The organism is Streptococcus sp. k-378, assembly GCF_013277505.1.
Lineage (GTDB): Bacteria > Bacillota > Bacilli > Lactobacillales > Streptococcaceae > Streptococcus > Streptococcus pseudopneumoniae.
This window is the reverse complement of record NZ_VMNC01000011.1, coordinates 1-12,174: the sequence shown is the minus strand read 5'-3', so window position 1 is coordinate 12,174 and position 12,174 is coordinate 1. Positions and strand designations below refer to the sequence as shown.

Genomic DNA, 12,174 nt, shown 5'->3' with positions numbered 1-12,174 from the left:
ACCAGAGACAATAACTATTAAAAATCCCATCAAAATAGCTTGAAAATATCGAAAAAGTATGGTAGAATAAAAATTGTCGTATGAACGATAATACTCATTCTTGATGAATTGTGAAGCAGTTGCCCTTGGGTCGTTTTGCGAGTTGAAGTCAAGAAGAGGAAAAAAACAAAAAGGAGAAATACTCATGGCAGTAATTTCAATGAAACAACTTCTTGAGGCTGGTGTACACTTTGGTCACCAAACTCGTCGCTGGAACCCTAAGATGGCTAAGTACATCTTTACTGAACGTAACGGAATCCACGTTATCGACTTGCAACAAACTGTAAAATATGCTGACCAAGCATACGACTTCATGCGTGATGCAGCAGCTAACGATGCAGTTGTATTGTTCGTTGGTACTAAGAAACAAGCAGCTGATGCAGTTGCTGAAGAAGCAGTACGTTCAGGTCAATACTTCATCAACCACCGTTGGTTGGGTGGAACTCTTACAAACTGGGGAACAATCCAAAAACGTATCGCTCGTTTGAAAGAAATCAAACGTATGGAAGAAGATGGAACTTTCGAAGTTCTTCCTAAGAAAGAAGTTGCACTTCTTAACAAACAACGTGCGCGTCTTGAAAAATTCTTGGGTGGTATCGAAGATATGCCTCGTATCCCAGATGTGATGTACGTAGTTGACCCACATAAAGAGCAAATCGCTGTTAAAGAAGCTAAAAAATTGGGAATCCCAGTTGTAGCGATGGTTGACACAAATACTGATCCAGATGATATTGATGTAATCATCCCAGCTAACGATGACGCTATTCGTGCTGTTAAATTGATCACAGCTAAATTGGCTGACGCTATCATCGAAGGACGTCAAGGTGAGGATGCAGTAGCAGTTGAAGCAGAATTTGCAGCTTCAGAAACTCAAGCAGATTCAATTGAAGAAATCGTTGAAGTTGTAGAAGGCGACAACGCTTAATTTATATAAATAGTAATTACCTAGGAGGGCGGGGCTTAGCCCGGCTCTCCTATTTTTAAAAAATATAGGAGAATCAAAATGGCAGAAATTACAGCTAAACTTGTAAAAGAGTTGCGTGAAAAATCTGGTGCCGGTGTTATGGACGCTAAAAAAGCGCTTGTAGAAACAGACGGTGACATCGAAAAAGCGATTGAATTGCTTCGTGAAAAAGGTATGGCTAAGGCAGCTAAGAAAGCTGACCGTGTTGCTGCAGAAGGTTTGACTGGTGTTTATGTTGACGGTAACATTGCAGCAGTTGTTGAAGTAAATGCTGAAACTGACTTCGTTGCGAAAAACGCTCAATTTGTTGAGTTGGTAAACGCAACAGCTAAAGCAATCGTTGAAGGAAAACCAGCTAACAACGAAGAAGCTCTTGCTTTGACAATGCCTTCAGGTGAAACTCTTGAAGCTGCATACGTATCTGCAACAGCAACTATCGGAGAAAAAATCTCATTCCGTCGCTTTGCTTTGATTGAAAAAACAGATGCACAACACTTCGGAGCATACCAACACAACGGTGGACGTATCGGTGTTATCTCTGTAATCGAAGGTGGAGACGAAGCACTTGCTAAACAAATTTCAATGCACATCGCAGCGATGAAACCAACAGTTCTTTCATACAAAGAATTGGATGAGCAATTTGTTAAAGATGAGTTGGCACAATTGAACCACGTTATCGACCAAGATAACGAAAGTCGTGCAATGGTTAACAAACCAGCTCTTCCACACTTGAAGTATGGATCAAAAGCACAATTGACTGATGAAGTGATTGCTCAAGCTGAAGCTGACATCAAAGCTGAGTTGGCTGCAGAAGGCAAACCAGAAAAAATCTGGGACAAAATTATCCCAGGTAAAATGGATCGCTTCATGCTTGACAACACTAAAGTTGACCAAGCTTATACACTTCTTGCACAAGTTTACATCATGGATGACAGCAAGACAGTTGAAGCATACCTTGAATCAGTTAACGCTTCAGTAGTTGAGTTCGCTCGCTTTGAAGTTGGTGAAGGTATTGAGAAAGCTGCAAACGACTTTGAAGCTGAAGTTGCAGCTACAATGGCAGCAGCCTTGAATAACTAATTATAGAAAGGAAGTAAATTTGCTTCCTTTTTTCTATGCAGTCGATTCTTATAGGGAGAGCTTCCTATTTTCAAGGTAAAAATAAAAAGCCCTATAATAAGGGCCAATTGTATTTAGGAGACTAAACTTCAAATTCATAGAGTGCTGTAGAGAGATAACGTTCACCGTTATCTGGTGCTAGAGCAAGGACTTTTTTACCTGTACCTAATTTTTTGGCAATCTCGATGGCTCCGTAGATAGCTGCAGCTGAGGAAATCCCTACAAGGAAGCCTTCTTTTCCACCAATTTCACGTCCGAGTGCAAGAGCATCATCTGATGTTACACGAACGATACCATCATAGGCTTTAGTATCAAGTGTATCAGGAATAAATCCAGCTGAGATACCTTGAATTTTGTGAGGACCAGGTTTTTCACCAGATAGAATAGCAGATTCATCAGCTTCCACTGCATAAACTTGAATGTTTGAATTTGCTGATTTGAGTGCATGAGAAACACCAGAAATAGTTCCACCGGTACCCACTCCAGCAACAAAGGCATCTAGTCCATCTTTACCGAAAGCAGCTAGTATTTCAGCTCCTGTTGTTCTTTCGTGTACTTCTGGATTAGCTGGATTGTCAAATTGAAGAGGAAGGAAGCCATCACGTTCAGCAGCGATTTCTTGAGCCTTAGCAATAGCACCCTTCATTCCTTCGCTACCAGGCGTAAGGACGAGTTCAGCACCATAGGCTTGGATAATCTTACGGCGTTCTACACTCATAGTTTCAGGCATAACGATGACAACTTTATACCCTTTAGCAGCCCCTACCCATGAAAGTCCAATACCAGTGTTTCCACTTGTTGCTTCAACAATAGTAGAACCAGGTTTCAGAATACCATCTTGTTCAGCTTTTTCAATCATGCTAAGGGCAATACGGTCTTTTACAGATGAACCAGGATTAAATGCTTCAAGTTTTACATAGACATCTGCAGCACCTTCTGGCACAATGTTGTTGAGTCTAACAATCGGTGTTTGACCGACTAGTTCAGTAATGTTGTTATAAATAGACATATGAATACCTCTTTGTATAAGATATTTCTAGTATAACGCTATCTATACCATTTGTAAAATATAGAAATCCTATCGAAGTGATAGGATTTTTTTATATCACAGGTCTAAGCCATTAATTTTTAAGCGATTGTGTTCAGCTAATTCTAGTAAATAGGTGTAAAGGAAAACGATATCAGGTTTCGTTTGAATTGCTTCATTTTCTAGTATATTTTGGTACGCATCTTTTTATTTTGCTAATTAAAGTAGCGGTGGAAATATCAGTGAAACACTGTATTATCTATTGTTTACACTAGGTTTACAGGAACCTCAACTTCGCGTAAACCTTGATCAGTTAAAGTGACTTTTCCATTAAAAAATTCTACCAGTGCATCTTTAATAGTTTCTTTTTCTTCTTTATCAACATAAATCATCGTATCGACTTGATCTGTAAAGTTTGTATCCAGCTCCATGAGATTATGTTCTTTAAGAAAGTTACTGTACTCTTGGTACTGAGCATAAGACATTTGAATAGCAATGCCCGCCTGTTCCTTTATTTCAATGATGCCAATTTCTTTGACAGCTAAGGCGACACTGCCGGCGTAAGCACGAATTAGTCCTCCAGCGCCTAGTTTAATACCACCAAAGTAGCGTGTCACAACCACACAGACATTGGTGAGATTGTGATTTTCTAGTACCCCAAGCATGGGAACACCAGCAGTACCACTAGGCTCACCATCATCACTTGTACGTTTAATTTCACTACGTTCTCCAATAATAAAGGCAGAGCAGTTATGTGTCGCTTTGTAGTGTTCTTTTTTGATGGCAGTAATGAAGTCACGAGCCTCTTCTTCGCTATAAACACGCTTGGCATGGCAGATAAAGCGAGATTTTTTGATTTCTTCTTGGACTTGACCGTCCTCTTTAATTGTTCTAAATTCCATGATTTAATTGTACTAAAAAATCATCTAAAGTGCTAGTTTTTACGAATAAAGAAGTATGAAAGTAAATCCAAATTATCTCGGTCGTTTATTTACTGAGAATGAATTAACAGAAGAAGAACGTCAGTTGGCGGAGAAACTTCCAGCAATGAGAAAGGAGAAGGGGAAACTTTTCTGTCAACGTTGTAATAGTACTGTTCTAGAAGAATGGTATTTGCCCATCGGTGCTTACTATTGTCGAGAGTGCTTGCTGATGAAGCGAGTCAGAAGTGATCAAACTTTATACTATTTTCCGCAGGAGGATTTTCCGAAGCAAGATGTTCTCAAATGGCGCGGCCAATTAACTCCTTTTCAAGAGAAGGTGTCAGAGGGACTACTTCAAGCAGTAGACAAGCAAAAGCCAACCTTAGTTCATGCGGTAACAGGAGCTGGAAAGACAGAAATGATTTATCAAGTAGTGGCTAAAGTGATTAATGGAGGTGGTGCAGTGTGTTTGGCTAGTCCTCGCATAGATGTTTGTTTGGAGCTGTATAAGCGCCTGCAACAGGATTTTTCTTGCGGAATAGCTTTGCTACATGGAGAATCGGAACCTTATTTTCGAACACCACTAGTTGTTGCGACGACCCATCAGTTATTGAAGTTTTATCAAGCTTTTGATTTGCTGATAGTGGATGAAGTAGATGCTTTTCCTTATGTTGATAATCCCACGCTTTACCACGCTGTCAAGAATAGTGTAAAGGAGAATGGATTGAGAATCTTTTTAACAGCGACTTCGACCAATGAGTTAGATAAAAAGGTCCGTTTAGGAGAACTAAAAAGACTGAGTTTACCGAGACGGTTTCATGGAAATCCGTTGATTATTCCAAAACCAATTTGGTTATCGGATTTTAATCGCTACTTAGATAAGAAGTGTTTGTCGCCAAAGTTAAAGTCCTATATTGATAAGCAGAGAAAGACAGGTTATCCGTTACTTATTTTTGCTTCAGAAATTAAGAAAGGGGAGCAGTTAAAAGAAATCTTACAGGAGCAATTTCCAAATGAGAAAATTGGCTTTGTATCTTCTGTAACAGAGGATCGATTAGAGCAAGTACAAGCTTTTCGAGATGGGGAGCTGACAATACTTATCAGTACGACAATCTTGGAGCGTGGAGTTACATTCCCTTGTGTGGATGTTTTCGTAGTAGAGGCCAATCATCGTTTGTTTACCAAGTCTAGTTTGATTCAAATTGGTGGACGAGTTGGACGAAGTATGGATAGACCGACAGGAGATTTGCTTTTCTTCCATGATGGGTTAAATGCTTCAATTAAGAAGGCGATTAAGGAAATTCAGATGATGAATAAGGAGGCTGGTCTATGAAGTGCTTGTTATGTGAGCAGACTATGAAGACTGTTTTAACTTTTAGTAGTCTCTTACTTCTGAAGAATGATGCCTCCTGTCTTTGTTTAGATTGTGATTCTACTTTTGAGAGGATTGGAGAAGAGCACTGTCCAAACTGTATGAAAATAGGATTGTCAACAAAGTGTCAAGGTTGTCAATTTTGGTGTAAAGAAGGAGTTGAAGTCAGTCATAGAGCGATTTTTACTTACAATCAAGCTATGAAGGATTTTTTCAGTCGGTATAAGTTTGATGGAGACTTCCTTTTAAGAAAAGTGTTTGCTTCAGTTTTAAGTGAGGAGTTAAAAAAGTACAAAGAGTATCAATTTGTAGTCATTCCCCTAAGTCCTGATAGATATGTTAACAGAGGATTTAATCAGGTTGAGGGCTTGGTAGAGGCAGCAGTTTTTTCGTATCTGGATTTACTAGGGAAAAGAGAAGAGAGAGCCAGTTCTTCTAAAAATCGTTCAGAACGCTTGGGGACAGAACTTCCTTTCTTTATAAAAAGTGGAGTCACTATTCCTAAAAAAATCCTACTTATAGATGATATCTATACTACAGGAGCAACTATAAATCGTGTCAAGAAACTGTTGGAAGAAGCTGGTGCTAAGGATGTAAAAACATTTTCCCTTGTAAGATGAGGAAAAAATTTGCAAAAATAGAATGAAAGCGTTATAATAAAATCATAAAAACAAAAATGTTTAGAAAGAAGGTACTCATATGATTAAATATAGTATACGTGGTGAAAACCTAGAAGTAACAGAAGCAATTCGTGATTATGTAGTTTCTAAACTCGAAAAGATCGAAAAGTATTTTCAAGCTGAACAAGAGTTGGATGCTCGAGTTAACTTGAAGGTGTATCGTGAAAAAACTGCTAAAGTGGAAGTAACGATTCCGCTTGGCTCTATTACTCTTCGTGCAGAAGATGTATCTCAAGATATGTATGGTTCAATTGACCTTGTAACTGATAAAATTGAACGTCAGATTCGTAAAAATAAAACAAAAATCGAGCGTAAAAATAAAAATAAGGTAGCAACTGGTCAATTATTTACAGATGCTTTGGTGGAAGATTCAAATGTTGTCCAGTCTAAAGTTGTTCGTTCAAAACAAATTGATTTAAAACCAATGGATTTGGAAGAAGCAATTCTACAAATGGATTTATTGGGGCATGATTTCTTTATCTATGTGGATGTTGAAGATCAGACAACCAATGTGATTTATCGTCGTGAGGATGGCGAAATTGGTTTGTTAGAGGTTAAAGAATCTTAATTTCAATATGTGTAAAGGTAGGTTTACTGAATTGTAAACTACCTTTTTCTTATAATTGATAGAATTACTGATTACACTTTTAAAAAGTCGCTTTTTGAGGGGTATTATGGTATAATGGGTGCCAAGAGGTTTTGAATGAAAAAATTTTATGTAAGTCCAATTTTTCCTATTCTAGTAGGATTGATTGCGTTTGGAGTCTTATCCACTTTCATTATTTTTGTTAATAATAATCTGTTGACGGTTTTCATTTTGTTTCTTTTTGTAGGAGGCTATGTTTTTTTATTTAAGAAACTGAGAGTGCATTATACAAGGAGTGATGTAGAACAGATACAGTATGTAAACCACCAAGCGGAAGAAAGTTTGACATCTCTATTGGAACAGATGCCTGTAGGTGTTATGAAATTGAATTTATCTTCTGGAGAGGTTGAGTGGTTTAATCCCTATGCTGAATTGATTTTGACCAAGGAAGATGGCGATTTTGATTTAGAAGCTGTTCAAACGATTATCAAGGCTTCAGTAGGAAATCCGTCTACTTATGCTAAGCTGGGTGAGAAGCGTTATGCTGTTCATATGGATTCTTCTTCCGGTGTTTTGTATTTTGTAGATGTATCCAGGGAGCAAGCCATAACAGATGAATTAGTAACGAGTCGACCAGTGATTGGAGTTGTGTCTGTGGATAATTATGATGATTTGGAGGATGCAACTTCTGAGTCAGATATTAGTCAAATCAATAGTTTTGTAGCTAATTTTATATCAGAGTTTTCAGAAAAATACATGATGTTTTCTCGTCGGGTAAGTATGGATCGATTTTATCTATTTACTGACTATACGGTGCTTGAGGGCTTGATGAATGATAAATTTTCTGTTATTGATGCTTTCAGAGCAGAGTCGAAACAGAGGCAGTTGCCCTTGACCTTAAGTATGGGATTTTCTTATGGCGATGGAAATCATGATGAAATAGGGAAAGTTGCTTTGCTCAACTTGAACTTGGCTGAAGTACGTGGTGGCGACCAGGTGGTTGTCAAGGAGAATGATGAAACGAAAAATCCAGTCTACTTTGGCGGTGGGTCGGCTGCGTCCATCAAGCGCACTCGTACCCGTACTCGATCAATGATGACAGCCATATCTGATAAGATTCGTAGTGTGGATCAAGTGTTTGTAGTTGGGCATAGAAATTTAGATATGGATGCTTTGGGCTCTGCTGTAGGTATGCAGTTGTTCGCCAGCAATGTGATTGAAAATAGCTATGCTCTTTATGACGAAGAACAAATGTCTCCAGATATTGAACGAGCTGTTTCATTCTTAGAAAAAGAAGGAGTTACGAAGTTGTTGTCTGTTAAGGATGCAATGGGGATGGTGACCAATCGTTCTTTGTTGATTCTTGTAGACCATTCAAAGACAGCCTTAACATTATCAAAAGATTTTTATGATTTATTTACCCAAACCATTGTTATTGACCACCATAGAAGGGATCAGGATTTCCCAGACAATGCAGTTATCACTTATATCGAAAGTGGTGCAAGCAGTGCCAGTGAGTTGGTAACGGAGTTGATTCAGTTCCAAAATTCTAAGAAAAATCGTTTGAGTCGTATGCAAGCAAGTGTCTTGATGGCTGGTATGATGCTGGATACTAAAAATTTCACCTCACGAGTGACTAGTCGGACATTTGATGTTGCTAGCTATCTCAGAACGCGCGGAAGTGATAGTATTGCTATCCAAGAAATCGCTGCGACAGATTTTGAAGAATATCGTGAGGTCAATGAACTGATTTTACAGGGGCGTAAATTAGGTTCAGATGTACTAATAGCAGAGGCTAAGGACACGAAATGCTATGATACAGTTGTTATTAGTAAGGCAGCAGATGCCATGTTAGCTATGTCAGGTATTGAAGCGAGTTTTGTTCTTGCGAAAAATACACAAGGCTTTATATCCATCTCAGCTCGGAGTCGTAGTAAACTGAATGTGCAACGGATTATGGAAGAGTTAGGCGGTGGAGGTCACTTTAATTTGGCAGCAGCTCAAATTAAAGATTTAACCTTGTCAGAAGCAGGTGAAAAACTGACAGAAATTGTATTAAATGAAATAAAGGAAAAGGAGAAAGAAGAATGAAAGTAATTTTTTTAGCAGATGTTAAAGGAAAAGGTAAAAAAGGCGAAATTAAGGAAGTACCAACAGGGTATGCGCAAAACTTTCTTATCAAAAAGAACCTAGCAAAAGAAGCGACTGCTCAAGCTATAGGTGAACTTCGTGGTAAACAAAAATCTGAAGAGAAAGCTCACGCTGAGATGATTGCAGAAGCAAAAGCAATTAAAGCCCAACTTGAAGCAGAAGAAACGGTTGTAGAATTTGTTGAAAAAGTTGGTCCAGATGGTCGTACCTTTGGTTCTATTACCAATAAGAAGATTGCAGAAGAATTGCAAAAGCAATTTGGAATTAAGATTGATAAACGTCATATTCAAGTACAAGCTCCGATTCGAGCGGTTGGTTTGATTGATGTGCCAGTGAAAATCTATCAAGATATCACAAGTGTAATCAATCTTCGTGTGAAAGAAGGATAAGTTTACACCTTCTTGACAAGATTGTAAAAGGAAGGGAAGTCTGATGGCAGAAGTAGAAGAGTTACGAGTACAACCTCAAGATATCTTAGCTGAGCAATCTGTTTTGGGGGCTATCTTTATTGATGAGAGTAAACTTGTTTTTGTGCGAGAATACATTGAGTCTCGGGACTTTTTTAAGTATGCCCATCGTTTGATTTTCCAAGCCATGGTCGATTTATCCGATCGTGGTGATGCCATAGATGCAACAACGGTTCGCACCATTCTTGATAATCAAGGGGATTTACAGAATATTGGTGGCCTGTCTTACCTAGTTGAGATTGTCAATTCTGTGCCAACTTCTGCTAATGCGGAGTATTATGCTAAAATCGTTGCAGAAAAGGCTATGTTACGGCGATTAATCGCTAAGTTGACAGAGTCTGTCAACCAAGCTTACGAAGCGTCGCAACCAGCTGATGAAATCATTGCTCAGGCAGAAAAAGGCCTGATTGATGTCAGTGAAAATGCTAATCGAAGCGGGTTTAAGAACATTCGAGATGTGTTGAATGTCAACTTTGGAAATCTGGAAGCTCGCTCGCAACAAACGACCGATATTACAGGTATTGCGACAGGTTATCGTGATTTGGATCATATGACGACTGGTCTACACGAGGAGGAGTTGATTATTCTAGCAGCCCGTCCAGCGGTTGGTAAGACAGCCTTTGCCTTGAATATCGCTCAGAACATTGGAACTAAGTTGGACAAAACGGTTGCTATCTTTTCGCTCGAAATGGGTGCGGAAAGTCTAGTCGATCGTATGTTAGCGGCAGAAGGGTTGGTTGAGTCGCATTCTATCCGTACAGGTCAATTGACCGATGAGGAGTGGCAAAAATATACCATTGCTCAAGGGAATTTAGCTAACGCCAGTATCTATATCGATGATACGCCAGGGATTCGAATTACAGAGATTCGTTCTCGTTCTCGTAAACTGGCTCAAGAAACGGGCAATCTAGGTTTGATTTTGATAGATTACTTGCAGCTTATCACGGGAACTGGGCGAGAAAACCGCCAACAAGAAGTTTCAGAAATTTCACGTCAGTTGAAAATCCTAGCCAAGGAACTGAAGGTTCCAGTAATCGCTCTGAGTCAGTTGTCTCGTGGTGTAGAACAACGTCAGGATAAAAGACCAGTCTTGTCTGATATTCGTGAATCTGGGTCTATCGAGCAGGACGCTGATATCGTAGCCTTTCTTTATCGCGACGATTACTATGAGCGTGGTGGTGAAGAAGAGGAAGGCATACCAAATAATAAGGTGGAAGTTATTATCGAGAAAAACCGTAGTGGAGCTCGTGGAACTGTGGAATTGATTTTCCAAAAAGAATACAATAAATTTTCAAGTATCTCAAAGAGGGAGGCATAAGATGTCAGATGCATTTACAGATGTAGCCAAGATGAAAAAAATCAAAGAGGAAATCAAGGCGCATGAGGGTCATGTAATTGAAATGACTTTGGAAAATGGGCGCAAGCGCCAAAAAAATAGATTGGGTAAGTTAATTGAAGTTTATCCATCCCTATTTATTGTGGAATTTGGGAACGTTGAAGGAGATAAACAAGCTAATGTTTACGTTGAATCCTTTACCTACTCAGATATCCTTACAGAAAAGAATTTGATTCATTATCTGGACTAAAGTGAGAAATTTTCTCACTTTTTCTTTTTTCTCCGAATAGTTTAAGTGAAGGCAATCTTCGATTTATATTATTTTTCAAGGAGGAAGAATGAAAATTTTACCGTTTATAGCAAGAGGGACAAGTTATTACTTGAAGATGTCAGTTAAAAAGCTTGTTTCTTTTTTAGTAGTAGGATTGATGCTAGCAGCGGGTGATAGTGTCTATGCCTACTCTGGAGGGAATGGATCGATTGCGCGTGGAGATGATTATCCTGCTTATTATAAAAATGGGAGCCAGGAGATTGATCAGTGGCGCATGTATTCTCGTCAGTGTACTTCTTTCGCAGCCTTTCGTTTGAGTAATGTCAATGGTTTTGAGATTCCAAGGGCTTATGGAAATGCGAATGAATGGGGGCATCGTGCTCGTCGTGAAGGCTATCGTGTAGATAATACACCGACGATTGGCTCCATTGCTTGGTCTACTGCAGGAACTTATGGGCATGTTGCCTGGGTGTCAAATGTAATGGGAGATCAGATTGAGATCGAGGAATATAACTATGGTTATACAGAAGCCTATAATAAACGAAGTATAAAAGCAAATACGATGACAGGATTTATTCATTTTAAAGATTTGGCTGGTGGCAGTGTTGGGACTAGTCAATCCTTAGCTTCAACAGGGGGCACACATTATTTTAAGACTAAGTCAGCTATCAAAAATCAACCTCTAGCTAGCGCAACTGTGATTGATTACTATTATCCTGGGGAGAAGGTTCATTATGATCAAATTCTCGAAAAAGATGGCTACAAGTGGTTGAGTTATACGGCTTATAACGGAAGTCGTCGCTATATACAGCTAGAGGGAGTGACTTCTTCACAAAATTATCAGAATCAATCAGGAAATAGCTCTAGCTATAGATCCAATAGTAGTCCAACTGTCGGTTGGAAGAAAATAAATGGTAGTTGGTATCATTTCAAATCAAATGGTTCTAAATCAACAGGCTGGCTGAAAGACGGTTCTAGCTGGTATTATTTGAAATTATCTGGTGAAATGCAGACAGGATGGTTAAAGGAAAATGGCTCGTGGTATTATCTGGATAGTTCAGGGGCAATGAAAACAGGCTGGTATCAAGTTTCTGGTAAGTGGTATTATTCTTACTCTTCAGGTGCCCTAGCTGTTAATACGACGGTGGATGGCTACAGAGTAAACAGTGATGGAGAACGAGTGTAGAAAATTGGAGTAGGAAATTTTTCCTGCTCTTTTCTGGTACGACGGGCATGTCG

Annotated in this window: 12 protein-coding genes and 1 pseudogene; 10 read left to right on the top strand and 3 right to left on the bottom strand. The window is 39.0% G+C overall.

Features of this window, described 5'->3' with window-relative positions; all coding sequences use genetic code 11:
* The first annotated feature begins 184 nt into the window (after positions 1-184).
* Together rpsB and tsf are read left to right on the top strand one after the other, a co-directional pair.
* Positions 185-964, top strand: a complete 780-nt coding sequence (gene rpsB / locus HT719_RS01450; RefSeq protein ID WP_000268466.1) for a 30S ribosomal protein S2 — start codon at positions 185-187, stop codon at positions 962-964.
* Between the two features lie 78 nt (positions 965-1,042).
* Positions 1,043-2,083 (top strand): translation elongation factor Ts, encoded by a 1,041-nt coding sequence (gene tsf / locus HT719_RS01445; RefSeq protein ID WP_023936278.1) that lies wholly within the window; start codon positions 1,043-1,045, stop codon positions 2,081-2,083.
* Between the two features lie 121 nt (positions 2,084-2,204).
* On the opposite strand, the gene cysK is transcribed toward tsf, so the two are convergent.
* The 3 genes and pseudogenes from cysK to HT719_RS01435 all read right to left on the bottom strand — a co-directional run bounded on the left by cysK (position 2,205) and on the right by HT719_RS01435 (position 4,051).
* Positions 2,205-3,131 carry a cysteine synthase A gene (gene cysK / locus HT719_RS01440; RefSeq protein ID WP_023940641.1) on the bottom strand — a complete coding sequence of 309 codons (927 nt, stop codon included), beginning with the start codon at positions 3,129-3,131 and terminating at the stop codon, positions 2,205-2,207.
* Between the two features lie 96 nt (positions 3,132-3,227).
* Positions 3,228-3,311: pseudogene (locus tag HT719_RS11415) on the bottom strand (PH domain-containing protein); the annotation flags it as partial.
* 104 nt (positions 3,312-3,415) lie between these two features.
* Positions 3,416-4,051 (bottom strand): YigZ family protein, encoded by a 636-nt coding sequence (locus HT719_RS01435; RefSeq protein ID WP_055387779.1) that lies wholly within the window; start codon positions 4,049-4,051, stop codon positions 3,416-3,418.
* A 55-nt stretch (positions 4,052-4,106) separates the two neighbouring features.
* Between HT719_RS01435 and HT719_RS01430 the strand changes: the two genes are divergently transcribed.
* The 8 genes from HT719_RS01430 to cbpD all read left to right on the top strand — a co-directional run bounded on the left by HT719_RS01430 (position 4,107) and on the right by cbpD (position 12,121).
* On the top strand, positions 4,107-5,405 hold the full coding sequence (locus HT719_RS01430) for a DEAD/DEAH box helicase (protein ID WP_023940644.1): 1,299 nt from the start codon (positions 4,107-4,109) through the stop codon (positions 5,403-5,405).
* On the top strand, positions 5,402-6,064 hold the full coding sequence (locus HT719_RS01425; protein WP_050971466.1) for a ComF family protein: 663 nt from the start codon (positions 5,402-5,404) through the stop codon (positions 6,062-6,064). Before HT719_RS01430 ends, HT719_RS01425 begins: the two co-directional genes overlap by 4 nt.
* Before the next feature lie 79 nt (positions 6,065-6,143).
* Complete coding sequence (gene raiA, locus HT719_RS01420; protein ID WP_000599099.1) at positions 6,144-6,692, top strand: ribosome-associated translation inhibitor RaiA; 549 nt, start codon at positions 6,144-6,146, stop codon at positions 6,690-6,692.
* A gap of 135 nt (positions 6,693-6,827) precedes the next feature.
* A complete protein-coding gene (locus HT719_RS01415) occupies positions 6,828-8,801 on the top strand; it encodes a DHH family phosphoesterase (protein WP_172927987.1) in 1,974 nt (657 codons plus the stop codon).
* Complete coding sequence (gene rplI / locus HT719_RS01410) at positions 8,798-9,250, top strand: 50S ribosomal protein L9 (RefSeq protein WP_172927986.1); 453 nt, start codon at positions 8,798-8,800, stop codon at positions 9,248-9,250. Before HT719_RS01415 ends, rplI begins: the two co-directional genes overlap by 4 nt.
* A gap of 43 nt (positions 9,251-9,293) precedes the next feature.
* On the top strand, positions 9,294-10,646 hold the full coding sequence (gene dnaB, locus HT719_RS01405; RefSeq protein ID WP_000852490.1) for a replicative DNA helicase: 1,353 nt from the start codon (positions 9,294-9,296) through the stop codon (positions 10,644-10,646).
* 1 nt (position 10,647) lies between these two features.
* Positions 10,648-10,914 (top strand): Veg family protein, encoded by a 267-nt coding sequence (locus tag HT719_RS01400; RefSeq protein ID WP_001278160.1) that lies wholly within the window; start codon positions 10,648-10,650, stop codon positions 10,912-10,914.
* Positions 10,915-11,002: 88 nt separating this feature from the next.
* Positions 11,003-12,121 carry a choline binding-anchored murein hydrolase CbpD gene (gene cbpD, locus HT719_RS01395; RefSeq protein WP_000698583.1) on the top strand — a complete coding sequence of 373 codons (1,119 nt, stop codon included), beginning with the start codon at positions 11,003-11,005 and terminating at the stop codon, positions 12,119-12,121.
* Positions 12,122-12,174 lie beyond the last annotated feature (53 nt).